Annotated in this window: 24 protein-coding genes; 13 read left to right on the top strand and 11 right to left on the bottom strand. The window is 66.3% G+C overall.

Annotation, left to right across the window (positions count from 1 at the left end; all coding sequences use genetic code 11):
- The first annotated feature begins 89 nt into the window (after positions 1-89).
- Positions 90-905, top strand: a complete 816-nt coding sequence (gene xth, locus DK26_RS14530) for an exodeoxyribonuclease III (RefSeq protein WP_066473588.1) — start codon at positions 90-92, stop codon at positions 903-905.
- A gap of 27 nt (positions 906-932) precedes the next feature.
- Here xth and DK26_RS14525 read toward each other — a convergent pair whose 3' ends face one another.
- Together DK26_RS14525 and DK26_RS14520 are read right to left on the bottom strand one after the other, a co-directional pair.
- Positions 933-1,397 (bottom strand): cyclic nucleotide-binding domain-containing protein, encoded by a 465-nt coding sequence (locus tag DK26_RS14525; protein WP_066473586.1) that lies wholly within the window; start codon positions 1,395-1,397, stop codon positions 933-935.
- Between the two features lie 4 nt (positions 1,398-1,401).
- The gene (locus DK26_RS14520) at positions 1,402-2,088 is read right to left on the bottom strand and encodes a response regulator transcription factor (RefSeq protein WP_066473583.1); all 687 of its coding nucleotides are present in this window, start codon (positions 2,086-2,088) and stop codon (positions 1,402-1,404) included.
- 276 nt (positions 2,089-2,364) lie between these two features.
- On the opposite strand from DK26_RS14520, the gene DK26_RS14515 reads away from it, so the two are divergent.
- The 3 genes from DK26_RS14515 to DK26_RS14505 all read left to right on the top strand — a co-directional run bounded on the left by DK26_RS14515 (position 2,365) and on the right by DK26_RS14505 (position 5,347).
- On the top strand, positions 2,365-2,916 hold the full coding sequence (locus tag DK26_RS14515) for a L,D-transpeptidase family protein (RefSeq protein ID WP_066473578.1): 552 nt from the start codon (positions 2,365-2,367) through the stop codon (positions 2,914-2,916).
- Positions 2,917-3,068: 152 nt separating this feature from the next.
- Positions 3,069-3,446 carry a glyoxalase superfamily protein gene (locus DK26_RS14510; protein WP_066473576.1) on the top strand — a complete coding sequence of 126 codons (378 nt, stop codon included), beginning with the start codon at positions 3,069-3,071 and terminating at the stop codon, positions 3,444-3,446.
- A gap of 131 nt (positions 3,447-3,577) precedes the next feature.
- Positions 3,578-5,347, top strand: coding sequence for a sensor domain-containing diguanylate cyclase (locus DK26_RS14505; RefSeq protein WP_248309973.1), 1,770 nt, complete (start codon positions 3,578-3,580; stop codon positions 5,345-5,347).
- A gap of 55 nt (positions 5,348-5,402) precedes the next feature.
- Here DK26_RS14505 and DK26_RS14500 read toward each other — a convergent pair whose 3' ends face one another.
- Positions 5,403-6,101, bottom strand: coding sequence for a YggS family pyridoxal phosphate-dependent enzyme (locus DK26_RS14500; protein ID WP_184231708.1), 699 nt, complete (start codon positions 6,099-6,101; stop codon positions 5,403-5,405).
- A 90-nt stretch (positions 6,102-6,191) separates the two neighbouring features.
- On the opposite strand from DK26_RS14500, the gene leuS reads away from it, so the two are divergent.
- From leuS to holA, 3 genes are read left to right on the top strand one after another with little or no spacing between them, the layout of a single operon-like run.
- The gene (gene leuS / locus DK26_RS14495; RefSeq protein ID WP_066473573.1) at positions 6,192-8,816 is read left to right on the top strand and encodes a leucine--tRNA ligase; all 2,625 of its coding nucleotides are present in this window, start codon (positions 6,192-6,194) and stop codon (positions 8,814-8,816) included.
- Positions 8,803-9,348 (top strand): LPS assembly lipoprotein LptE, encoded by a 546-nt coding sequence (gene lptE, locus DK26_RS14490; RefSeq protein ID WP_066473570.1) that lies wholly within the window; start codon positions 8,803-8,805, stop codon positions 9,346-9,348. The genes leuS and lptE overlap by 14 nt, the downstream gene beginning before the upstream one ends.
- 18 nt (positions 9,349-9,366) lie before the next feature.
- Positions 9,367-10,392 (top strand): DNA polymerase III subunit delta, encoded by a 1,026-nt coding sequence (gene holA, locus DK26_RS14485; RefSeq protein ID WP_066473561.1) that lies wholly within the window; start codon positions 9,367-9,369, stop codon positions 10,390-10,392.
- Here the strand turns inward: holA and DK26_RS14480 are convergent, their stop codons facing one another.
- The 5 genes from DK26_RS14480 to mnmE all read right to left on the bottom strand — a co-directional run bounded on the left by DK26_RS14480 (position 10,393) and on the right by mnmE (position 16,084).
- Positions 10,393-11,280, bottom strand: coding sequence for a ParB/RepB/Spo0J family partition protein (locus tag DK26_RS14480; RefSeq protein WP_066473558.1), 888 nt, complete (start codon positions 11,278-11,280; stop codon positions 10,393-10,395). It lies immediately after the preceding gene.
- Positions 11,281-11,313: 33 nt separating this feature from the next.
- Positions 11,314-12,144, bottom strand: a complete 831-nt coding sequence (locus DK26_RS14475) for a ParA family protein (protein WP_066473557.1) — start codon at positions 12,142-12,144, stop codon at positions 11,314-11,316.
- On the bottom strand, positions 12,141-12,797 hold the full coding sequence (rsmG, locus tag DK26_RS14470; RefSeq protein WP_248309972.1) for a 16S rRNA (guanine(527)-N(7))-methyltransferase RsmG: 657 nt from the start codon (positions 12,795-12,797) through the stop codon (positions 12,141-12,143). The genes DK26_RS14475 and rsmG overlap by 4 nt, the downstream gene beginning before the upstream one ends.
- On the bottom strand, positions 12,794-14,683 hold the full coding sequence (gene mnmG, locus DK26_RS14465) for a tRNA uridine-5-carboxymethylaminomethyl(34) synthesis enzyme MnmG (protein ID WP_066473555.1): 1,890 nt from the start codon (positions 14,681-14,683) through the stop codon (positions 12,794-12,796). The genes rsmG and mnmG overlap by 4 nt, the downstream gene beginning before the upstream one ends.
- Before the next feature lie 90 nt (positions 14,684-14,773).
- Positions 14,774-16,084 (bottom strand): tRNA uridine-5-carboxymethylaminomethyl(34) synthesis GTPase MnmE, encoded by a 1,311-nt coding sequence (gene mnmE, locus DK26_RS14460; RefSeq protein WP_066473553.1) that lies wholly within the window; start codon positions 16,082-16,084, stop codon positions 14,774-14,776.
- Positions 16,085-16,145: 61 nt separating this feature from the next.
- On the opposite strand from mnmE, the gene DK26_RS29680 reads away from it, so the two are divergent.
- Entirely contained in the window at positions 16,146-16,769 is a 624-nt protein-coding gene (locus tag DK26_RS29680; RefSeq protein ID WP_248309971.1) for a thioredoxin domain-containing protein, read from the top strand.
- Positions 16,664-18,148, top strand: a complete 1,485-nt coding sequence (locus DK26_RS14455) for a thioredoxin domain-containing protein (RefSeq protein WP_248309970.1) — start codon at positions 16,664-16,666, stop codon at positions 18,146-18,148. Before DK26_RS29680 ends, DK26_RS14455 begins: the two co-directional genes overlap by 106 nt.
- 81 nt (positions 18,149-18,229) lie before the next feature.
- Here the strand turns inward: DK26_RS14455 and rho are convergent, their stop codons facing one another.
- From rho to hemE, 3 genes are all read right to left on the bottom strand, one after another.
- Positions 18,230-19,495 carry a transcription termination factor Rho gene (rho, locus tag DK26_RS14450; RefSeq protein ID WP_066473551.1) on the bottom strand — a complete coding sequence of 422 codons (1,266 nt, stop codon included), beginning with the start codon at positions 19,493-19,495 and terminating at the stop codon, positions 18,230-18,232.
- 226 nt (positions 19,496-19,721) lie between these two features.
- Positions 19,722-20,147: a protoporphyrinogen oxidase HemJ gene (gene hemJ / locus DK26_RS14445; protein ID WP_066473550.1), complete on the bottom strand. Its 426-nt coding sequence runs from the start codon at positions 20,145-20,147 to the stop codon at positions 19,722-19,724.
- A gap of 12 nt (positions 20,148-20,159) precedes the next feature.
- Positions 20,160-21,185 (bottom strand): uroporphyrinogen decarboxylase, encoded by a 1,026-nt coding sequence (gene hemE, locus DK26_RS14440; RefSeq protein WP_066473549.1) that lies wholly within the window; start codon positions 21,183-21,185, stop codon positions 20,160-20,162.
- A gap of 461 nt (positions 21,186-21,646) precedes the next feature.
- Here hemE and DK26_RS14435 point away from each other — a divergent pair, with 461 nt between their 5' ends.
- From DK26_RS14435 to coaE, 4 genes are read left to right on the top strand one after another with little or no spacing between them, the layout of a single operon-like run.
- Positions 21,647-22,477, top strand: coding sequence for a pyruvate, water dikinase regulatory protein (locus tag DK26_RS14435; RefSeq protein ID WP_066473548.1), 831 nt, complete (start codon positions 21,647-21,649; stop codon positions 22,475-22,477).
- Positions 22,474-23,097 (top strand): Maf family protein, encoded by a 624-nt coding sequence (locus DK26_RS14430; protein ID WP_066473547.1) that lies wholly within the window; start codon positions 22,474-22,476, stop codon positions 23,095-23,097. Before DK26_RS14435 ends, DK26_RS14430 begins: the two co-directional genes overlap by 4 nt.
- Before the next feature lie 17 nt (positions 23,098-23,114).
- The gene (locus DK26_RS14425) at positions 23,115-23,945 is read left to right on the top strand and encodes a shikimate dehydrogenase (protein WP_066473544.1); all 831 of its coding nucleotides are present in this window, start codon (positions 23,115-23,117) and stop codon (positions 23,943-23,945) included.
- Positions 23,946-23,958: 13 nt separating this feature from the next.
- Entirely contained in the window at positions 23,959-24,570 is a 612-nt protein-coding gene (gene coaE / locus DK26_RS14420) for a dephospho-CoA kinase (protein ID WP_066473541.1), read from the top strand.

The raw sequence follows: 24,570 nt of genomic DNA, 5'->3' as shown, positions 1-24,570 counted from the left end.
CGCCGGAATGATGGCGCGTCTGCCGTAGCGCTTGCATTTCCGCGCGCGGCGACCCAGTTTCCGGCTCCCATTCCGACCGGATCCCGCGCGTGAAGCTCGACGTCACCACCTGGAACATCAATTCGGTACGCCTGCGCATCGGCCTCGTCACCGAATTCCTCAAGAACCACCAGCCCGACATTCTCTGCCTGCAGGAGACCAAGACGCCGGACGAGCAGTTCCCGGCCAAGGCCTTCACCGAGGCGGGCTACGCCCACCAGGCCTTCATCGGCAACAAGGGCTATAACGGCGTCGCCATCGTCTCGAAACTGCCCTTCTCCGAGAAGGAAGCAATGGCGATGTGCGAACGCAACGACGCCCGCCATATGAGCGTCGTGCTCGACAAGGGCGCCGGCGCCGCAGCCGGCATCGCCATCCATAACTTCTACATCCCCGCCGGCGGCGACATCGCCGACCCCGAGGCCAATCCGAAATTCGCGCACAAGCTGCAGTTCCTCGACGCGCTCGGTGCCTGGGGTGTCGCCAAAAATCCGGCGGGAAGGCCGAGCATCCTGGTCGGCGACCTCAACATCGCCCCCTACGAGCATGATGTCTGGAGCCACAAGCAGCTCCTCGACGTCGTCAGCCATACGCCGATCGAGACGCAGACCCTGGAAAAGCTGCGTAGCGAGCTCGGCTGGACCGACGCCGCCCGCACGCTGAAACCCGAGCCGGAAAAGCTCTACAGCTGGTGGAGCTATCGCGCCGCCGACTGGCAGGCCTCCAATCGCGGCCGCCGGCTCGACCATATCTGGCTCTCGGACGCTCTGAAGCCGACGCTGCGCGATCTCGAATTCCTGAGCGAGGCGCGCGGCTGGGAGCGCCCTTCCGACCATGTCCCGGTGACGGTCTCGCTCGAACTCTGAGCGCCCCACAACCGAAAACGGCGTCACTCAGCGCCAGTCGATCGCCCTGAGCGACATGCCGACCGAGGCGAGCTCGCCGGTGAATCCGGTCAGCCGCTCCTCGATCGCATGCGCGAGCGCCGCAGCCGAATCCGGCGATTCGGCCAGCACGCGCCGCATCACGCTGCGCGAGAGCTTCATTACCTGGGTCGGTTCGCGGGCAATCGCAGTTGCCGGCCGCTCCAGGGCCGCGAACAGGGCAAGCTCGCCGATCAGAGCACCCGGCCCGGCAATCTCCTCGGCTGGACGTCCGTCATCCTCGCGGCTGAGCGCGACAGCGCCGGAGACGACGAGAAAGGCGCCGTCCGAGCCCTCGCCACGACGAAACAGCACGTCGCCGGCGCGCAAGGTACGGCTTTCCGCCGCGAAGGCGACGAGGCGCAGCGCGTCGCGATCCATCAGGCTCAGCAGCGGTTGCCGGGCCAGGAATGCGATGTCGTCGTTGAGGGCCATGATCTCAGGGGTTCAGCCTATAGCCACCGGCATCGGTCACGAGGAGGCGGGCATTGGCGGGGTCGGGCTCGATCTTCTGCCGGAGCCGGTAAATATGCGTCTCCAGCGTATGGGTCGTCACCTGCGAATTATAGCCCCAGACCTCCTGCAGCAGGACTTCGCGCGCGATCGGCGTGCGCCCGGCGCGGTAGAGGAAGCGCAGGATCGCCGTTTCCTTCTCGGTCAGCTTGGTCTTCGAGCCCTTTGCGTTGACCAGCAGCTTCGAGCCCGGATGGAAGGTATAAGGCCCGACCTGAAAAACCGCGTCCTCGCTGGCCTCGTATTGCCGCAGATGAGCCCGGATCCGCGCCAGCAGTACGGCGAACTTGAACGGCTTGACGACATAGTCATTGGCGCCGGCCTCGAGCCCGAGCACGGTGTCGGCGTCGGAGCCCTGGCCAGTCAGCATGATCACCGGGCTCTTGAACCCGTTCTTGCGCATCAGTTTCACCGCCTCGCGCCCGTCCATGTCGGGCAGGCCGACATCCATCACGACGAGGTCGACGCGTTCGGCCTGGACCATCTTGACGCTTCCGGTCGCGGTCGCGGTCGTCGAGACCCGGAACTCGTCGTAAAGTGCGAGCTGCTCGGCGAGCGCGTCTCGCAGGCTCTGGTCGTCGTCGACGAGCAGGATATGATGCGTGGCTGACATGATGCCGATTCAGCTCGATTGCGTTCGCGCCAACACTAGAGCATGGCAGGAAAAAGTGGGAACCGGTTTTTCACGGAAGCCATTCGCCAAGCCTATGCCGGCGATCACGTTTTTCTCATTTGCTCGCTGCGGCCCGGCCGCCGCATGACGCTGGCGCACGCGAGAGCCGATTGCAAGCGAGCGTTCGTGTTCACGATGCGCTAACCCTCCGACGAGAATCTTGCAGCACACGCCCCGGCACAGGAGCCGGCAAGTCGTTTTGGACAGGGGCCCGCCGTGAGCAGAGCTGAAGACCATGCCGGCGGGCGCCGGCTGACACGGATCACCGTGGTGCGCTCGGTGCGCGATCGCCGCAAGGGCTTCCTGAAGGCCGGCGGCGCGGTCTTTCCCTGCGCGCTCGGCCGTTCCGGCATCATCGTCGACAAGCGTGAAGGCGATGGCGGCACGCCGCGCGCCGAATTGCCTCTACGCCGCCTGTTCTTCCGTGGCGACCGGCTTGCGCGGCCGGCGAGCCTTCTGCCCGTGCGCCGGATCGGCCCGCGCGATGCCTGGTGCGACGACACCAACGACCGGCGTTACAACCGGCTGATCGACCGCCCCCCGGGCGAGGCCGAGGAACGGCTCGCCCGCGCCGACCATCTCTACGACGTCATCGTCGAGCTCGGCTGGAACGATGCCCCGGTCAGGCGCGGGCGCGGCAGCGCGATCTTCTGGCATCTCGCCCGGCCCGGCTTCGCGCCGACCGCCGGCTGCGTCGCGGTCGAGGGCCATGTCTTCGCCAAGGTACTGCCGCGGCTGGCGCGCGCCTGCACGCTGGTGGTTCGCTAGCGGCGGCGCGTCTTAGCGGCCGGCAAGGCCTTGCAAAGCCAGCGGCTTCACCGATACTGGCCAGGAGCACCGTCTCGACGAACAGATCAGCGGGAGCGTTTCGGCCGGGCACCGTCCCACCGGCACGCTGCGCCGCGCAGCGGGACCTTGCCATGAACGATTACTCTCCTCGCCCGATCGGCTTCGGCCGCGTCGCCGCCATGTTCCCGGTCAAGGACATGGAGCGCGCGCACGCCTTCTATGCCGGCGTGCTCGGCTTTACGAAGACCTTCGAGAACGGCCAGCCGGTCGGCTTCATGATCCTGAAGAAGGACGGCGCCGAGATCCATCTGACCCTGCAGAAGGACCACAAGGCCGCACCCTTCAACATCGCCCACATGATGGTCGAGAACGTCGACGCCTTTCACGAGCTCTGCCGCTCGCATGGGCTGCGCATCGTCAAGGGCCTGCGCGACAAGGATTACGGCCTGCGCGCCTTCGTCTTCGAGGACCCCGACGGCAACCGCATCGACGTCGGCCAGCCGATCTAGCACCGGCGGCCGAGCGCATTCGAGCGCGCTCGTTCACGCGCCGCAAACCATCGTCCGCGACCGGTGGCATTCGTTAACGGACGATTCGCCGAAGCGACCGATCCTCTCCGGCGCTATTGCCGGGGAGGATCATGACAAAGCGCCTGTCACTGGTCGGGCTGGCCGATCGCCTGACGCTGCGCCAGCAGACCGCCGCCATGGCCGGCCTGCTCTGCATCGTCGTCGTCGCAGTATCGGCCGCCGGCGCCGCCTGGCTCGCCCGTCGCGACGCGGTTCGCGAGGCCAATCTCGAACTCGTCGCGCTCGCCCGCACGATGTCGGACCGGCTCGACCAGAACATGTTCGAGCGCTACCGCGAGATCAAGAATCTGGCCGAGATGGAGCCGCTGCGCGGTCTCTGGCAGGACAATCCCGCGCGGGTCCGGGCGGTGCTGATGCAATTGCAGGCGGGCCTCAGCGACTATGCCTGGCTTGGGCTCGCAGAGCCCAGCGGCAATGTCCGCGCCGCGACCCGCGGCATGCTCGAAGGCGTCTCGGTTGCCCAGCGCCCCTGGTTCATCAGCGGTCTCGCCGGTCCGGCGGTCGAGGACGTTCACGACGCCAAGCTGCTCGATTCCCTGTTGCGCAAGAGCCCGGACGACGCGCCCTTTCGCTTCGTCGACGTCGCCATGCCGGTTTTCGGGCCGACAGGCGCCAAGATCGGCGTCCTCGGCGCCCATCTGAGCTGGAACTGGGCCGGCACCCTGCGCGACAACGTCCTGCGCAACCATGATCCCGCGCTCGCCTCTGAACTCTGGGTGCTCGGCAGCGATGGCACCGTGCTGCTCGGCCCGAAAGACGCGAAGCGCTTCGGGGTAGCGGAAGTCGCTGGAGCTCGCCACGGCGTCTCCTTCGTCGACCGCTCCGACGATCAGCCGATGCTGACGGCGCTCGTCGCGACCAAGGGGTTGGATGACTATCCGGGCCTCGGTTGGGTTGTTGCCGCCCGCCGCCCGGTCGATGTCGCGCTCGCGCCGGCCAATCGCCTCACCGCCGTCATCGCCTTGCTCGGCCTGATCGTCGCGGCCATCGGTACCGCCCTCGCCTGGTTCCTGGCCGGCACCGTCACCAGGCCGCTGCGGACCCTCTGCCGTTCGGTTGACCTGATCGGCCGCGATCCGAATGCCGCCGGCATCAGGCGCCAGCACGGCTCGCGCGATATCCTACAGCTCTCGGCCGCGCTGAGATCCTTGCTGCGCCGCCTCGGGATAGCCGAAAAAGGCGCGCGTGACGCCGCCGCGACCATTCGCGACGTTCAGGTCCAGGCCGAAAAGCAGGCGCGTGAGGCCGAGGAAAAGACCCGCCGCCTCGGCTCGGACCTGCACACCCTGCAGATCCTCGCCGACACCGACCCGTTGACCGGACTGCTCAACCGTCGCGCCTTCCTGCCCTTCGCCGAAGACGCGATGAACTACTACAAGCGCTACCGCCGCAATCTCGGCGTGCTGATGTTCGACATCGACCACTTCAAGCGGATCAACGACACATTCGGCCATGCCGCGGGAGACGAGGTCATTCGCGCCGTCTCCAAGATCATCGCCGGCCAGATCCGGACGACCGACAAGGTGGCACGCTTCGGCGGCGAGGAGTTCGTCGTGCTGCTGCGCGAAACCGATGCCCAGGGCGCCGAGAATCTCGCCAACCGCATCCGCGAAGCGATCGGCGCGACCGTCGTGACGCAGGGCCTCTCCCAGATCGAGCTCACCATCAGCGTCGGCGCCGCCATCGTCTGCGAGCAGGACCGCGATATCGAGGATGTGATCGAGCGTGCCGACAAGGCGCTCTATGCGGCGAAGTCCTCCGGCCGCAACCGTGTCGTCCTGGCGGAAGCCGAAAGGGCGGCGGCCCCGGCCGACTCCTGAGCCGGTCGGCCATACCCGGCACTACCTGAAATAGGTCGGCGATATCAATCGCTTGTCAGGTAGTACCGTAGTCGCGCGCGCCGAAGATCGCGCTACCGACGCGCACATGCGTCGCACCGAGCTGGATCGCCGCCTCATAATCGGCGCTCATGCCCATCGATAGGATCGGCAGACCATTGCGCTTGGCGATCTTGGCAAGCAGCGCGAAATGCGGCGAGGGCGGCTCGTCGGCTGGCGGGATGCACATCAGCCCCTCGATCTCCAGCCCGTAGGTCACGCGGCAGGTGGTCAGGAAGGCGTCGGCATCGGCAGGCAGAACGCCACCCTTCTGCGGTTCGGCCCCGGTGTTGACCTGAACGATAAGCCGCGGCGCCAGGCCGCTGCGAGCGATCTCGCGCGACAATTCCCTCGCGAGGCTCTCGCGATCGAGCGAGTGGATCGTGTCGAACAGTGCCACCGCCTCCTTCGCCTTGTTGGACTGCAGCGGCCCGATCATGTGCAGCTTCGCATGCGGGAAGCGTTCGCGCAGTTCCGGCCATTTCGCCTTGGCCTCCTGGACGTAATTCTCGCCGAAATCGATCTGCCCGGCCTCGAGCGCCGGAAGGATCGCCTCGGCCGGCTTGGTCTTGGAAACCGCGATCAGCGTCACATCCTCCGGCCGGCGGCCGAAATCGCGCGCCGCACGCGCGATTGCCGCACGCGTCTCCTGCAATCCGGTCACTACATCCTGCATCGCGCCGTCCTTTGCCCGCATCGCCGCCAAGCCTTTCCAAACATTGACCCGGCGCGCCCGATGGTGTCCTAGTCCGGGCCAGTCCGATCACGCAAGAACGACACGATCAGCATGGCCGCCGAACGCTACAATCCGAAGGAAGCCGAGCCGAAATGGCGCAAGGTCTGGGATGAGCGCAAGCTCTTCGAGACCCGCAACGACGATACGCGCCCGGCCTACTACGTCCTCGAGATGTTCCCCTATCCCTCGGGGCGCATCCATATGGGCCATGTCCGCAACTATGCCATGGGCGACGTGGTGGCTCGCTACAAGCGGGCCAAGGGCTTCGCCGTGCTGCACCCGATGGGCTGGGACGCCTTCGGCCTGCCGGCCGAGAACGCCGCCAAGGCCAACAAGGTCCATCCGCGCGAATGGACCTACGCCAATATCGCGACGATGCGGACGCAACTGCAGTCGATGGGCCTGTCGCTCGACTGGAGCCGCGAGCTCGCCACCTGCGACCCCAGCTATTACCGCCACCAGCAGAAGCTGTTCCTCGACTTCCTGAAGGGCGGGCTGGTCGATCGCAAGACCGCCAAGGTCAACTGGGACCCGGTCGACGAGACCGTGCTCGCCAATGAGCAGGTCATCGATGGCCGCGGCTGGCGCTCGGGTGCCGTCGTCGAGCAGCGCGAGCTGACCCAGTGGTTCTTCAAGATCACCAACTACGCCCAGGAGCTCAACGACGCGCTCGACGGCCTGGAGCGCTGGCCGGACAAGGTCCGGCTGATGCAGAAGAACTGGATCGGCCGTTCTGAAGGTCTGCTGGTTCGTTTCGCACTCGAATCGAATGCCCTCGGGCAGGACGAGCTGGAGATCTACACCACCCGCCCGGACACGCTGTTCGGCGCCCGCTTCATGGCGGTCGCGGCCGATCATCCGCTGGCCAAGGCGGCTGCGGTCGACAATCCCGGGCTCCAGGCCTTCATCGCCGAGTGCAAGAAGACCGGCACGGCCCAGGAGAACATCGACAAGGCCGGCAAGCTCGGCTTCGACACCGGCCTGCGCGCCGTCCATCCCTTTGATCCCTCGTGGACTTTGCCGATCTATGTGGCGAACTTCATCCTGATGGATTACGGCACCGGTGCGATCTTCGGCTGCCCGGCGCATGACCAGCGCGACCTCGACTTCGTCAACAAGTACGACCTCGGCAATACCCCGGTGGTATGCCCGGAGGGCGTCGACCCCGCCAGCTTCGTGATCACCGACACCGCCTATACCGACGATGGCCGGATGATCAATTCCCGCTTCCTCGACGGTATGACCATTCCGGAAGCGAAAGAAGAAGTCGCACGGCGCCTCGAGGCGGAAACCCGCGGCAACCGTCCTGTCGGGCAGCGCAAGGTCAATTTCCGCCTGCGTGACTGGGGCATCTCGCGCCAGCGCTACTGGGGTTGCCCGATCCCGATCATCCACTGCGCCGATTGCGGCACCGTTCCGGTGCCGGAAGAGCAGCTGCCTGTGAAGCTGCCCGACGACGTCTCCTTCGAGAAGCCGGGGAACCCGCTCGACCATCATCCGAGCTGGAAGAATGTCTCCTGCCCGTCCTGCGGCAAGCCGGCGCGGCGCGAGACCGACACCATGGACACCTTCGTCGATTCGTCCTGGTACTTCGCGCGCTTCACCAATCCCTGGCTTGAAGCCAGCCCGACCGACCGCGGCGCGGTCGACCGGTTCCTGCCGATCAACCAGTATATCGGCGGCGTCGAGCACGCGATCCTGCACCTGCTCTATTCGCGCTTCTTCACCCGCGCGATGAAGGCGACCGGCCATGCCGGCGTCGACGAACCCTTCGACGGCATGTTCACCCAGGGCATGGTCGTGCACGAGACCTACCGGGCGCAGGACGGCAGCTGGGTCGAGCCCGGCAATGTCCGCATCGAGGTCACCGGCAGCGAGCGCCGCGGCTTCGACGTCGACACCGGCGCGCCGATAGAGATCGGCTCGATCGAGAAGATGTCGAAGTCGAAGAAGAATGTCGTCGACCCCGACGACATCATCGCCTCCTACGGCGCCGACACCGCCCGCTGGTTCATGCTCTCCGATTCGCCGCCGGATCGCGACGTGATCTGGAGCGACGAGGGCGTCCAGGGCGCCGCCCGCTTCGTCCAGCGCCTCTGGCGCCTGGTCAGCGAGATCGCCGCACGCACCGGCAACCGCGTCGCGCGTCCGGAAAGCTTCGGCGAGGCGGCCTCCCTGCTGCGCAAGGCGAGTCACCGTGCCCTGCATGCGGTCGGCGCCGATATCGAGCGACTCGCCTTCAACCGCTGCGTCGCGCACGTCTATTCGCTGACAAACGCCATCGCCAAGACGCTGGATGCTGCGGCCGAAAGCGCCGATCTGCCGGCCGACACCGCCTTCGCGCTGCATGAATCCGCCATGATCGCGACGCAGCTTGTCGCCCCGATGATGCCCCATCTCGCCGAGGAATGCTGGCAGGCCCTCGGCCTGCCGGGCCTCGCCGGCGAGGCCGCCTGGCCGGAGGCGGAAACGGAATTGTTACGCGATGACAGCATCATCCTGCCAGTGCAGATCAACGGCAAGAAGCGGGCCGAGGTGACCGTAGCGGCCGATGCCGATACGGTGGCGGTCGAGGCCGCTGCCCGCGGCTCGGAAGCCGTGGTCAGGGCGCTGGAAGGCCGGGCGATCCGCAAGATCATCGTGGTTCCGGGGAGAATCGTGAATGTCGTCGTCTGAAGCCGGAACCATCCGCCGCCGCGGCCGGCCGCTTGCCCTCGTCGCTGCGCTCACGCTGGCGGCGCTTGCCGGCGGCTGCTTCCGGCCGCTCTATGCCGACGGCACGGTGAGCAAGGTGGGCGACAATGTCCGCAATGCGATGCTCAGCATCGAGGTTCCCGAGATCAAGGGCCTCGTCGGGCACTATCTGCGCAACGAGCTGGTCTTCGAGCTCGATGGCGGCGGCGCCCCTGACCTGCAGAAGAAGTTCCGCCTCGTTGCCACGACCACCGAGACGCTCGAGGTCATCACCGTCGACTATGCCAATGGCCGCGCCGATTCGGCGATTCTCGTTGCCACGGCCGACTGGCAGTTGCTGCGCAACGGCTCTGGCGAGGTCCTGGCCTCCGGGCAAAGCGTGGTGCGCGCGCCCTATGAGCGTTCGACCCAGCGTTTTGCGACCTTGCGCGCTGCGCGTGATGCCCAGATCCGCGCCGCCAAGAACCTGGCCCAGCTGATCCGCGCCCGCATCGCCGCCGAACTCACCGCCTGAGCCGGCGGCGCGGCCGCCATGGCGACGATCAAGGCGCATGAGGCCGACCGGACGCTGACGCGACCGGACTCGGCTTGGCGGCTCTTCCTGTTCTACGGTCCCGATGCCGGGCTCGTCTCCGAGCGGGCAGCGGCGCTTGCCCGCGCCAGCGTCGACGATCCGCAGGACGCTTTCCAGCTCGTCCGGATGAGCGGCGACGACATCGCCGCCGACCCGCTGAAGCTGGTCGACGAGGCCAACACCATCGGCCTGTTCGGCGGAAGGCGCGCCATCCGCGTCTCGGTGACCTCAAAGCCTCTGCTGGCGGCCGTGGAGCCGCTGCTGGCGACGCCGTCCAAAGACGCCGTGGTCATCGTCGAGGCCGGCGACCTGCAGCGCTCCAACCCGCTCAGGACCGCCTGCGAGAAGGCTCGCAGCGCCCTCGCCGTGCCGTGCTATGGCGACGCCGCGCGCGATCTCGGCACCATCGTCGATGAGATGGTCCGGGCGGCCGGCAAGAGCATCGACCGGACGACGCGCGAGACCCTGGTCGGCCTGCTCGGCGGCGATCGCCAGACCTCGCGGCAGGAGATCGACAAGCTGATCCTCTACGCGGGTGAGGACGCCGCCGTCACGCTCGCCCATGTCGAATCGGTGGTCGGCGATACCGCCCAGCGCGAGCAAGCGAGCGTTGTCGACGCCGTCTTTGCCGGTCGTTTCGCCGCGCTCGATCTGGCACTCGCCAAGCTTGCCGGCGAGGGGCTGGACATGGGCGTTCTGCTCGGCGCCGTACTGCGCCATGCGCTCGCCCTGATGAAGGCACGCTTTGCGCTCGATGGCGGCCGCAGCGCCCGCGACGCCGTCGCCACCATGCGCCTGCCCTATCCCCGCCTGGCTTTGGCGGAAGCCGCGCTCGGCGCCTGGAACGCGGCAAAACTCAAGGACGCGGTGGCTGTGCTCGGCGCGGCGATGATCGCGGTCCGCCGCGATGGCGAGATGAGCAGGCCGGTCGCGACACGAGCGCTCTGGACGCTCGCCCGCATGGCAGGACCCGGCCGCGGCTGATCAGTCCTTCAGGCGCCGGCACAGCGCATCGAGCTGCTCCAGCGTCTTGTAAGCGATCTTCATTTCGCCGCCGCCATTGGCCCGGTGCTTGATCGAGACGCCGAGGCCGAGTGCCTCTTCCAGCGCCTTCTCGACGGCACGGGTGTCCGGATCCTTCTCCGGCCGCGCCGTCGTCACGGTGTTGGGCACGCTCTTGGTTTCCCCGCGCGCCTCTTCCTGGCCGAGACGCTCGATATCACGCACCGTCAGCCCCTGCTCGACGATCCGCTTCGCGACCTGTTCCGGATCCGAAACAGAGAGCAGGGCGCGCGCATGCCCGGCCGAAACCGCCCCTTCGCTGACCATTTGCCGCACCGGCTCCGGCAGCTTGCTGAGGCGCAGCGTGTTGGCGACATGGCTGCGGCTCTTGCCGATCACCTTGGCGAGATCATTCTGGGTATAGTCGAACTCGGCGATCAGCCGCTCATAGCCAGCCGCCTCTTCGATCGCGTTGAGGTCGGCGCGCTGCACGTTCTCGACGATGGCGATCTCGAGCGCCTCGCGATCATTAGCCTCTACCAGGATCACCGGCACTTCATGCAATTCGGCGCGCTGCGCCGCGCGCCAGCGCCGCTCACCGGCGATGATCTCATAGGCATCGAGCATGCCCGGGAAGGTCCGAACGATGATCGGTTGCAGGATACCGCGTTCGCGGACCGAGGCCGTGAGGTCATCGAGCTCCGCGTCGTCGAAGATCCGGCGCGGATTACGCGCACTGGGACGCAGGAACTCGACCGGCACCTTGCGCTGGCCGCGCGACCGCTCGATCGCACCGATCTCGTCTCCGACATCGCCGATCAGCGCGGCAAGGCCGCGGCCCAGACGTGAGCGCCCCTGTTCCTCCGCCATGGTCAACCTCTTGAACTTTCTAGACTTTCAGGATCAGGCCGCAGCCCGCAAGGTGCGCTCGCGCTTGATCACCTCGGAGGCCAGCCTGAGATAGGCCTGGGAGCCCGCGCAACGCAGATCATAGAGCAGCGCGGGCTTGCCATAGGACGGAGCCTCGGACACTCGCACATTGCGCGGGATCACCGTCTCGTAGACCTTGTCGCCGAGGAAGTCGCGGACATCGGCCATGACCTGGCCGGAAAGATTATTGCGCGGATCATACATGGTCAACACGACGCCCTGGATGATCAGCCGCGGATTGAGGCCGGCGCGCACCTGCTCCACCGTCTTCAGGAGCTGGCTGAGGCCTTCGAGCGCGAAGAACTCGCATTGCAGCGGCACCAGCACGGCATCCGACGCCGTCATCGCATTGATGGTGATCAGGCTGAGCGAAGGCGGGCAGTCGATCAGGATATAGGTCAGGTCGTTGCAGCGCTGGTCGTGCTCGAGCTCGTCGACCGCCTTTTTCAGGCGCTGCACCCGGTCCTTCTCACCGGCGATCTCGAGCTCGACGCCGAGCAGGTCGAGCGTCGAAGGTGCAATGAACAAATTGGGAACGGCCGTTGCCTGCATCGCGGCGCCAAGACCGATATCGCCACACAGCACGTCATAGGTCGAGGCACGCCGGCTTTTTCGGTCGACGCCGAGCCCGGTCGAGGCGTTGCCCTGCGGGTCGAGATCGATGATCAGCACCTTCTCGCCGATCGCCGCCAGCGCGGTGCCGAGATTGATTGCCGTCGTGGTCTTGCCGACGCCGCCCTTCTGATTGGCGAGGGCCAGGACACGAGGCCGGCCGGAGCTTGGCCGAGGGCCTAGGTCGTTCATGAGTCGGTCCGCTTCTGAGCATTGCGGATCACCAGGATACGCGCTGCCGAATCCGTAACGGAAGGAAACGTTGATGCCTGAATCTTCCAATATTTAGAAGCCTCGGTCAATTCGGCATCTAGATGTTGTCCCTTCGGAAAGACCCCGATCACACCGGTTCTCAACAGCTCTTTGCACCAGTCGAGCAGCAGCGGCAGCGGCGCGAGCGCCCGCGCCGTCACCACATCGACCTTGCCGTGGAATTGCGGCATCGCGTCCTCGATCCTGGCGGCGTGGACCGTCACAGCCGCACCCGTGAGCCTGGCGGCATGGCGCAGAAAGGCGCATTTGCGCGCATTGCTCTCGACCAGATCGATGTGTCCGCCGACTTCCGTCAATCGGATTCCAAGAACCAGGCCGGGAAAGCCGCCGCCGGAACCGAGATCGAGCCAGCGCCGCGCTTCCGGCGCGTGATCGAACAGCTGCAGCGAATCGGCGATATGCCGGGTCCAGACCTCGTCGAGCGTCGCGGTCGAGACCAGATTCTTGGCGCGCTGCCAGCGCTCAAGCTCGGCGACGAGGATCGCGAGGCGCTCTTCTGTTTCACGTGAAACAGGAGTCAAGCTCAAACCGCGTTGGCGGTCGCGGTTATCAACTGAACCCACAGTCATCATCCGATATCGAGAGCGGCGACTGATTTCCGGCGACGCGCATGGGCTGCGAGCAGCGTCAACGCAGCCGGCGTCATGCCTTCGATCCGGCCGGCCTGCGCCAGATTGGCGGGTTGGGCGGCTTCGAGCTTGGCGCGCAGCTCATTGGACAGGCCTGAGATTTCGGTCAGATCGAGATCCCGCGGCAGGCTCAGAGCCTGGTCGCGTTGATAGGAATCGATCTCCGCCGCTTGACGGTCGAGATAGACCGCATAGGTCGCGTCGGCGCTGACCCGCATGGCGACATCCGCGGGATAGCCCGCGAGATCGGGCCAGGCCTCCGCCAGCGCACCGAATTCGACGGCGGGATAGGACAGGATTTCGAAAAGGCTGCGCTTGACCCCGTCGCGGTTGACCTGCAGCCCAGCCGCAGTTGCTTCCGACGGTGTAAGGACCCGCTCCTTCAGCTGCTGCGTCAAGGCCGCGATCTGCTGCTGCCGCGCTTCGAACTTTCCGCGCCTGGTCTCTCCGACCAGCCCGAGGGCTATCCCGAGCCCGGTCAGGCGCTCATCGGCATTGTCGACCCGCAGCGACAGCCGGAATTCGGCGCGCGAGGTGAACATCCGATACGGCTCCGTAACGCCACGCGTCACGAGGTCGTCGATCATCACGCCGATATAGGATTGTGCCCGGTCGAGCACGATCGGCTCGCTGCCGCCGGCGCGCCTTGCGGCGTTGAGCCCGGCGAGCAGGCCCTGTCCGGCGGCCTCCTCATAGCCGGTGGTCCCGTTGATCTGCCCGGCGAGGAAGAGACCGCGGATCGCGCGCGTTTCGAGCCCGGCGGTCAGGGCGCGCGGATCGACGAAATCATACTCGATCGCATAGCCAGGCCGCAGCATTGTTGTGCGCTCGAGCCCCGGGATCGTCTTGAGCAGGCCGAGCTGCACATCCTCCGGCAGCGAGGTCGAGATCCCGTTTGGATAGACCGTCGGGTCATCCAGCCCCTCCGGCTCCAGGAAGATCTGGTGGCCGTCGCGGTCGCCGAAGCGGCCGACCTTGTCCTCGATGGACGGACAATAGCGCGGCCCGCGCCCCTCGATCTGGCCGGAGAACATCGGCGCGCGATGCAGGTTGGCCCGGATAAGCTCATGGGTGGCGAGCGTGGTCCGGGTGATACCGCAGGAGATCTGCGGCGTGGTGATCGCGCTGGTCAGCGCCGAGAACGGCTCCGGCGGATCGTCCCCGGCCTGCATGTCCAAGGCAGCCCAGTCAATGGTGCGGCCGTCGAGCCGCGGTGGCGTGCCGGTCTTCAGGCGACCGAGCGGGAAGTTATGACGCTCCAGGGTCAGGGAAAGCCCGACCGAAGGCGCCTCGTCGACCCGCCCCGCCGCGATCTTGGTTTCGCCGATATGGACGAGGCCGCGTAAGAACGTGCCGGTCGTAAGTACGACCGTTCCACAGCCGAATCGACGGCCATCGGCAAGGAACACGCCGCGGACCTGTCCTTCGTGGACATCGAGATCGAAGGCTTCACCCTCGATCAGATCGAGTCCGGAACAACCGCGGAGGGCAGCCTGCACCGCCTCGCGATAGAGCTTGCGGTCGGCCTGGGCCCGCGGCCCGCGCACGGCCGGCCCCTTGCGCCGGTTGAGCATGCGGAACTGGATGCCGCCCTGGTCGGCGCAGCGGGCCATGATGCCGTCGAGCGCGTCGATCTCACGGACGAGATGGCCCTTGCCCAGGCCGCCGATCGCCGGGTTGCAGGACATCACCCCGATGGTCGCGAGCTTGTGGGTGAGCAGAGCCGTGCGCGCGCCGAGCCGGGCGGCCGCCGCGGCGGCTTCCGCCCCGGCATGACCACCGCCGACGACGATCACGTCGTAATGCGTCGTTCCATTGCTGTCAGACATGCTTCTTCGCTAGCCAAGCCTTTCGGCGCGGTCAATGAAAACACCGGTGATCACGGCCTCATGCGACGAAATCGCTGCCTGGCAGCCGGCTTACTTGCCGATGCAGAAGCCGGAGAACAGGCTGTCGAGCACGTCTTCGACATCGATCCGCCCGACCAGCCGCTCCAGGGCTCGGGCCGCCAGCCGCAGCTCTTCGGCGATCAGCTCGGGCTGGCCATGATCGAGCGCCTCCGCACGGATGATGGCTGAGACCGCTTCGCCAACCGCGATCCGCTGCCTCTCGCGGGTCAGCAAGGCCGGCTCGGGGCTCGCCATGTCCCGCAAGCGCCCGCCGATCAGACCGACGAGTTCGTCGAGTCCTTCTCCGCTTCGCGCCGAGACCCCAACCTCTCCGGCCCGCTGCTCGCCCGGCAGATCGATCTTGGTCACGATCGCGAGGCTCGATGCGCCCTCCGGCAATGATACCGGTTCCGAATCGATCGCACGCAGGTGCAGGGTTAGATCGGCATCGGCCACGCGCTGCAGGGCTCGTCTCACGCCCTCGACTTCGATCTCATCCGCGCTTTCGCGCAGACCTGCGGTATCGACCAGCAGGACTGGTATGCCGTCGAGATCCAGCCGGACCTCAATCGCGTCGCGGGTCGTACCTGCGATTGGCGAGACGATAGCGACGTCGCGGCGGGCCAACGCGTTCAGCAGGCTGGACTTCCCGGCGTTGGGCGGCCCGGCCAGCACGACGATGAAGCCCTCACGCACCCGCTCTCCGGCCCTGAAGCTGCCCAGCGCGGATTGAAGACTCGGTAGTACCGTCCGCGCAATGCCGACCGCCTCCGCGATTAGCGGCCCCGAAACATCGCCCTCATCAGCAAAATCGATCTCCGCCTCGAGCAGCGTCATCGCCTTGATCAGCGCTGCACGCCATTCGGCTGCGGCGATGCCGAGCGCGCCTTCCATCTGACGCAGAGCCTGCCGACGCTGCCATTCCGTCTCCGAATCGATCAGATCGGCCAGCCCCTCGACGGCGGCGAGGTCGAGCTTTCCGGCCTCGAAGGCGCGCCTGGTGAATTCGCCGGGCTCCGCGAGGCGTAGGCCGGGCAGGGCGGTCAGGATCGACAGCAGCCGCGACAGCACTGCGCGCGAGCCATGGACCTGGAACTCGGCGACATCCTCGCCGGTGAAGCTCGCGGGCCCAGGAAAATACAGTGCGAGCCCCTGGTCGATCACCTCGCCATCGCGATCGCGCAAGGCGGAAAGCCTGGCGAGCCGCGGTTTCGGCACCGTTCCTAGAATCGTTTCGAGAACGAATCGGACATGGCTGCCCGAGACCCGCACTACCGCGACGCCGGCCCGGCCCGCGGCGGACGACAGCGCCACGATCGTCGGATAGGCTGCTCCAGTCATACCGCGCTCCTTCGCCGGCCTATTGCGTCAGCTTGGCCGGCCCCGTCCGGGAAGCCCGCTCATGAACCGCCTCAAGCACGCCGCCAGCCCCTATCTGCTGCAGCATCGCGACAATCCCGTCGACTGGTGGGAATGGAGCGATGAAGCCTTTGCCGAGGCGAAGGCGAGCCGGCGGCCGGTCCTGCTCTCGGTCGGCTATGCCGCCTGTCACTGGTGCCATGTCATGGCGCATGAAAGCTTCGAGGACCCCGCGACCGCCGCGGTGATGAACGAGCTCTTCGTGAACATCAAGGTCGATCGCGAGGAGCGGCCGGACATCGACCATGTCTACATGAGTGTGCTGCACAGTCTCGGTGAGCAGGGCGGCTGGCCGCTGACCATGTTTCTCGATTCGGGCGGAGCGCCGTTCTGGGGTGGCACCTATTTCCCGGCGACCGCTCGCTATGGCAGGCCGAGCTTCGTCTCGGTCCTGCGCCAGCTCGCCGCCATCCACCAGCAGGAGCCCGAACGCATCCGCCGCAATGCCGAAGCCATCCGCCATGCTTGCAACAGAGCGAGGCCGGGCCTTCCGGCGAAGCCGTGCCGGAACCCGATCTCGACGGCCTTGCTCGTGGCATTGCCCGGCGCTTCGACCGTGACCATGGCGGGCTCGCCGGCGCCCCGAAATTCCCCAATCCCGGTCTGATCGAATTGCTGTGGCGCCATGCCGAACGCAACGCCGACCATGATTCGCGCCAGGCGGCGAACCGGACGCTGGAGCAGATGGCGCGCGGCGGCATCCATGACCATCTCGGCGGCGGCTTCGCCCGCTACGCCGTCGATGAGCGTTGGCTCGTGCCGCATTTCGAGAAGATGCTCTGCGACAACGCCCAGCTGCTGCCGCTCTACGCGCTCGAGGCGGCCCGCACGGGCGACCCGCTGATGCTGCAGGCCGCCGAGGGCATCGTCGCCTGGCTGGAGCGCGACATGCTTCTGCCGGAAGGCGCCTTCGCCGCCAGTCTCGACGCCGATTCGGAAGGCGAGGAGGGCAAGTTCTATGTCTGGACCGCCGCCGAGCTCGCACAGCTGCTCGAGACGGACGACGCGGCCCTGTTTGCACAGCACTATGACGTGAGCGCCGAAGGCAATTGGGAAGGCCACGCCATTCTCAACCGGCTGGAGACGCCCGACCCCTCCCCGGAGATTGCGACGGTCCTTGCAGAACTGCGAGCCAGCCTGCTCACCGCCCGCGGCAAGCGCGTTCCACCCGGCCGCGACGACAAGATCCTGGCCGACTGGAACGGACTGATGATCTCGGGCCTCGTCCGGGCAGCCGGGCTCCTCAGGCGAAAGGACTGGGTCGCGCTCGCCGCCAATGCCTTTCGTTTCGTTTCCGAATCCATGGCGGATGGCGCTGGCCTCGCCCACTCCTATCGCGACGGCCGGTTGATCGCGCCCGGCTTTGCGCTCGACCACGCCGCGATGGCCGAGGCCGCCCTGGCCCTGCATGACTCAACTGGAGATCAGCACTACTTCGCTTTCGCTAGGAACTGGAGCCGGCATCTCGACAGGTACTACCGCGAGGCCGACTCAGGGCCGCTGCGCATGACTCGGACTGACTCTGCGGAACTTCCGGTCATACCAAGGCCGACTCACGACGATGCGGTCCCGAATGCTAATGGCCTCCATGCTGCCAATCTGCTGCGGATCGCTGCCCAGACCGGCCTGCCCGAAGATCGCGCGCAAGCTGACTGCTTCCTGACAGCCATACTCTTCGCAGCCTCGCGCGCGCCGATGGTACATGGCTCGGTTCTGAATGCCTATGATCTCGCGCGCAACGGCATCGAGATCGTCCTGGCGGGGCTGGACCGCGAGGCCTTCCGCGAAGCGGCATTGGCACTACCCCATCTGACGACGACGCTTGTCGACTGTCCCAATCCCGACGGGCTGCCGGCGGATCATCCCGCCCATGCCTATGCCAGGCAGGCCGGCAATGGGGCGGCCTTCATCTGCCGACATGGTGGCTGCCTGCCACCCGTCACGGAACCGAATCGATTGGCCGAGGCAGTCTCTGCCGCGCACTGACCTTCGATAAGGCGCCGCCAACGAAAAAGGCCCCGGCATAGAGCCGGGGCCTCTGCATTCCGCTGCGACGATGAACGCCGGTCAGGTGTTCATCGAGTCGAAGAACTCGGAGTTCTGCTTGGTCTGGCGCAGCTTGTCGATCAGGAACTCGATCGCGTCCTGCGGACCCATTGGGTTGAGGATGCGCCGCAGCACATAGGTCTTCTGCAGGTCCGAGCGCGGCGTGATGAGCTCTTCCTTGCGGGTGCCGGACTTGAGGATGTCGATCGCCGGGAAGATGCGCTTGTCGGCCACCTTGCGGTCGAGCACGATTTCCGAGTTACCGGTGCCCTTGAACTCCTCGAAGATGACTTCGTCCATGCGGCTGCCGGTATCGATCAGCGCGGTCGCGACGATGGTCAGCGAGCCACCTTCCTCGATATTGCGGGCGGCGCCGAAGAAGCGCTTCGGCCGCTGCAGGGCGTTGGCGTCGACACCGCCGGTCAGCACCTTGCCGGAGGACGGCACGACGGTGTTGTAGGCGCGGCCGAGACGGGTGATCGAATCCAACAGGATGACGACGTCGCGGCCGTGCTCGACCAGGCGCTTCGCCTTCTCGATCACCATTTCCGCGACCTGGACGTGGCGGGTGGCCGGCTCGTCGAAGGTCGATGACACGACCTCGCCCTTCACCGAACGCTGCATGTCCGTGACTTCCTCGGGCCGCTCGTCGATCAGGAGAACGATCAGGTAGCACTCGGGATGGTTGGTGGTGATCGACTGCGCGATGTTCTGCAGCAGCACGGTCTTGCCGGTGCGCGGCGGCGCGACGATCAGGGCGCGCTGGCCCTTGCCGATCGGCGCGACGATGTCGATGACGCGCGGCGAGAAATCCTTCTTGGTCGGATCCTGCACTTCGAGCCGCAGCCGCTCGTCGGGATAGAGCGGCGTCAGGTTGTCGAAATGGATCTTGTGCCGGATCTTCTCGGGATCCTCGAAATTGATCGTGTTGACCTTCAGCAGGGCGAAATAGCGCTCGCCATCCTTGGGTCCCCGGATCGGGCCTTCGACCGTGTCGCCGGTGCGGAGGCCGAACTTCCGGATCTGCGAGGGCGAGACGTAGATGTCGTCCGGGCCCGGCAGGTAGTTTGAATCGGAGGAGCGCAGGAAGCCGAAGCCATCCTGCAGGACCTCGACGACGCCTTCGCCGAGGATTTCGGTTTCCTTTGCCGCGAGCTGCTTCAGGATCGCGAACATGAGCTCCTGCTTGCGCATCGTGCTCGCATTCTCGACCTCCATGCCTTCGGCGAAGGCAAGCAGTTCAGTCGGCGATTTGACCTTGAGTTCGTGGAGTTTGATTTCCCGCATGGGGCACCTGGGTCTGGGTGTTAACGGCCCGGGCGGGGAGCCTCGGGCGGAGGCAGAGGAGGGAATCGACGGGATGGGGCCGGTGGCCCGCATGTCGGAATGTCGTGGTCGCCTGCGGGAGCAGCCGTGGCACGAGCCGTCGACGAGAGGAAGGACGCAAACAGAAAGCGCAACTTCTGATAGCTGCTTTCCCAGCGTCGCTCAAGCGGGAAACCGCGAGCGTGGTTCAGAACGGCTTGACGATCACGAGAATGACGATTGCCGCCATGATCACCGCCGGGACCTCGTTGAGGATCCGGTAGAAGCGCGCCGACTTGTCATTTCGGTCCTGCGCGAAGGCACGGACCCGGCCGACGAGATAGCCATGGATGCCCGACAGCACGAGGGCGAGCAGGAGCTTGCCGTGCAGCCAGCCGCCCTTGAACGCGAAGCCGCTCCAGGCGAGGTAGAGGCCGAGGATCCAGGCCAGGGTCATCGACGGGTTGATGATCCCCTTCAGCAGCCGCCGTTCCATGATCTTGAACGTCTCGGACTGGATCGAGCCGACCTGCGCCTCGGCATGGTAGACCATCAGGCGCGGCAGATAGAGCATGCCCGCCATCCAGGCGATGATCGCCATCACGTGGAAGGCCTTGATCCACTCATAGCTCACGGCGGCTAATCCTTAGGAACGAACCAGCTTCACCAGCTGCTCGACATGAGCGACCGGGGTCTGCGGCTGGATGCCATGGCCGAGGTTGAAGATAAAGGGCCGCTCCGACATCGCCTCGCGGATCGCCGCAACATCATGTCGCAGCGCCTCGCCGCCGGCGATCAGTGCCAGCGGGTCGAGATTGCCCTGCAGCGTCACTTCGGGATTGAGCGTAGCCGCAGCCCAGCGAGGGTCGACACCCCAGTCGAGGCCGATCCCGTCGGCGCCGCTGCATTGCGCCAGCCCTTCCAGCCGCGGCCCGGCGCCGCGCGCGAACAGGATCACCTTGGCCTGCGGATGCTTCGCCTTCACGCCGGCGGCGATCCGGCGCAGCGGCGCGAAGGAGAGCTTCTCTATCAGGCTCGGCGGCAGGGCGCTGGCGAAGCTCTCGAAGACCTGTACTACCTGGGCGCCGGCATCGATCTGGCGGTTGAGATAGACGATCGAGGCCTCGACCAGCCGCTCGATCAAACGGTCGAGGAAGACCGGATCGTTATAGGCGACGAGCCTGGCGGGAGCCTGGTCGGGTGTGCCCTTGCCGGCCAGCATATAGCTCGCCACGGTCCAGGGCGCGCCGCAGAAGCCGATCAGCGCGATCTCGGCGGGCAGAGCCGCCCGGACGCGCTCGACCGTCTCGAACACCGGCGCGAGCCGTTCCAGATCGAGTTCCTCGTCAAGCCTTGCAAGGTCACCCGCATCGCTGAGGGCTTCCAGCTTCGGGCCCTCGCCCTCTGCGAACCAGACCTTCTGGCCGAGCGCGTGTGGCACGACCAGAATGTCCGAGAACAGGATCGCCGCGTCGAAGCCGAACCGCCGGATCGGCTGCAAGGTGACCTCGGTTGCGAAGGCGGGGTTGTAGCAGAGATCGAGGAAGCCACCGGCCTTTGCCCGGACCTCGCGATACTCCGGCAGATAGCGCCCGGCCTGGCGCATCAGCCAGAGCGGAGGAATCGCCGTCTTTTCGCCAGAGAGTGCACGCAGGAAAAGGGAGGTGGTCATAGTGCTCGCTTGCCCTCGGCGGCGGTCCACCCACCGGCCTTAAGAGAATCTTTAAACTTTGAGAGTCTTTTGTTTTGACTCTTGGGGCCCCGGACATAGCCCGGCACAATCCCATCCACAACCGATCCACAGCCTGTCCGGGCTCGGGGTCGGAGGTGTCAGGCTGACTGCCGATCCGTTAAGAGCTTCTTAACGAATGGTAATCGGCGTTGACGTGCGCTGCGATGCCGCGCCTCGAAATGATTCACGTGAAACATCCGGTTCTTGTCCACACAGGCACGCCTGTTGAGGGAAAACGCCGGTTATCCCGGGGTCATCCGGACGCTCTGCGTAAAGCCCGACTTGTCCCCAGCCTTCCCCAGGGCTGATTCGCGGGCCTTCCCCGTCCGCAGGCGATTCCCATAGACCTCTTCGCGCGCTAGACCAGAAGCCTCAGGGGCCTGACGAGGCTGGGAGCAGTCGTGCCGCGCAATTATTTTCACCTGCATCTGGTCTCCGACGCGACCGGTGAAACCCTGATCGCGGTGAGTCGCGCCGCCGCGGCGCAATACGAGGCGGTGTCGGCGATTGAGCATGTCTATCCGCTGGTCCGCTCCGAGAACCAGCTTTCGCGGGTGCTCGCCGAGATCGAATCTTCGCCCGGCGTCGTGCTCTACACCCTCGTCGAACCGGAATGGGCCGAACGCCTCGAGAGCTTCTGCCGGGAGATCGGCTGCCCCTGCCTCTCGGTGCTGCAACCCGTGCTCTCGCTGTTCCAGTCCTATCTCGGCCAGGCCTCGGCGACCCGTCCCGGCGCGCAACACGTCCTCAACGCCGAGTATTTCCGCCGCATCGACGCGATGAACTACACGCTGATGCATGATGACGGGCAGCTCGGCGGCGATCTCGAAAGCGCCGATGTCATCCTCGTCGGCATCAGCCGGACGTCGAAGACCCCGACCAGCATCTATCTCGCCAATCGCGGCATCAAGACCGCCAATGTCCCGCTGGTGCCGCATGTTCCGCTGCCGTCGGAGCTTGAGCGTCTCAAGAAACCGCTGATCGTCGGCCTCGTCGCCAGCGCCGAGCGCATCATCCAGATCCGCCAGAACCGCCTGCTCTCGATGCGGGCCGACGACGAGACACCCTATGTTGATCCCGATGCGGTGGCCGATGAGATCGCCCAGTCACGTAGGCTCTGCGCCCGCAAAGGCTGGCCGGTCATCGACGTCACCCGTCGTTCGATCGAGGAGACTGCCGCGGCGATCCTCGACCTGCTGCGCGACCATCGCCTGAAGTTTATCGCGACGTGAGCGCTTCCGGTTCCTTCTGGCGTGGCGGCGCGGCCCTGGTCCTGGCGTCCGGGAGCGCGACGCGGCGCAGCATGCTGGAGAATGCTGGCCTGCCGATCGAGGCCATCCGGCCCGAAGTCGACGAGCGTGCCTTCGAGGCGGACTTCCTCGACGGGGGAGGCGAGGCGTCCGGCGTCGCCGCGACGCTCGCCGCCGCCAAGGCCCTCGCCGTCTCGCGGGGCATGCCGGGTCGCTGGGTGCTCGGCGCCGACCAGACCCTGACCTGCGAAGGCATCGCCTTCCACAAGCCGGCCGACGAAAATGCCGCCCTGCTGCAGATCGCCGCGCTGTCCGGCAAGCGTCATGAACTCACCTCCGCCTTCGCATTGGCTCGCGACGGCGTCGTCATCCGCAACGGAAGCCGGCAGGTCGGCATGTTCATGCGGGAGCTCGATGCCGGCTTCATAGAGCGCTATGTCACCGAGGCCGGCCCGGCGGCGACCGCGAGCGTCGGCGGCTATCAGATCGAAGGCCTCGGTGCGCAATTGTTCAGCGGCATCGACGGCGACCATTTCACCATTCTCGGCTTGCCCCTGCTCGACTTGCTCGCGGCTTTGCGCGAACTCGAGCTTCTTGCCTGAACCAACGGCTCCGACCCATGACACGCTGCTTCATCATCGGCCATCCCGTCGCCCATTCGCGTTCGCCCATGATTCATGGCCATTGGCTTGCCGAGCATGGCCTGGCAGGCAGCTATGAGCGCGTCGACGTGCCGCCGGGCGAGGTCGCTGCCTTCCTCGACCGTATCCGTTCGGGAGAATTCGCCGGCGGCAATGTCACCGTGCCGAACAAGGAGGCGGTGCTGCCGCTGCTCGACCATGTCAGCGAGACCGCGCGGCGCATGGGCGCGGTCAACACGATCTGGATAGAGGGCGGAAAGCTTCATGGCGACAATACCGACGCCTTCGGCTTCCTCGCCCATCTCGACGGTTCCGCGCCTGGCTGGGACAGCCGGGTCGGGACGGCTTTGATTCTCGGTGCCGGCGGTGCGGCCCGTGCCGTCGTACATGGTCTCGCCGAGCGCGGCGTCGGCCGTATCATCCTGGTCAATCGCAGTCCGGCGCGGGCTCAGGAACTCGCTGCGGATTTCGGCGCAAATGTCGAGGCGCGCCGCTGGGACGAGGCCGACGGGCTGGTCGCGGAGAGCGATCTCATCGTCAACACCACTTCGCTCGGCATGCAGGGCCAGCCGCCGCTCGAACTCGATCTTGCCGGCCTGCGGCTGGGAACGATCGTCGACGACATCGTCTACGTGCCGCTGGAGACCGCTTTGCTCGCCGAGGCGCGGGCTCGTGGCGGCCTGCCTGTCGACGGTCTCGGCATGCTATTGCATCAGGCGATCCCCGGCTTCGAACGCTGGTTCGGCGTGCGGCCGCAGGTGACGCCGGCGCTGCGGGCCCGGCTGGAAGCCGACATCCCGGCGGCATAGCGGAGGCGGGCGCATGACCTTTCTGCTTGGACTGACCGGTTCGATCGGCATGGGCAAATCGACGACCTCGGAGATGTTCCGTGCCGAGGGTGTGCCGGTCTACGATGCCGATCAGGCCGTGCACCGGCTCTATTCCGGTGCCGCCGCTCCCGAGATCGAGGCAGCCTTTCCGGGTGTTGTCGTCGATGGCGTGGTCGACCGGACGAAGCTCTCCGCCGCCGTGCTCGGCAGGCTGGAGGCACTGGCCCGCCTCGAGGCGATCATCCATCCGCTGGTCCGGGGCGAGGAGCTGGCCTTCCTGGCGCAGTGCCGCAAGGATGGGGCGGACGTCGCTGTCCTCGACATACCCTTGCTGTTCGAGACCGGCGGTGAGGGTCGCTGCGACGCCGTCGTCGTCGTCACCGCTCCGGCCGAGGTCCAGCGTGCCAGGGTGCTCGCCCGGCCCGGCATCACCGAGGACAAGCTAGAGGCGATCCTCGCCCGGCAGATGCCGGATGTTGAGAAGCGCCGGCGCGCCCACTTCCTTGTGGACACCTCGCGCGGCCTTCTGGCGGCGCGGCGGCAGGTCCATTCTATCCTCGTGGCCTTGGCCGGCCGTCCCGGCCGCGGCGAGCGGAGAGGCTGA

It is taken from the genome of Allobosea sp. WAO, assembly GCF_001509835.1.
Classification (GTDB): Bacteria; Pseudomonadota; Alphaproteobacteria; order Rhizobiales; family Beijerinckiaceae; genus Allobosea.
The sequence above is the reverse complement of the archived record's forward strand: the minus strand, read 5'-3'. Positions and strand labels throughout refer to the sequence as shown.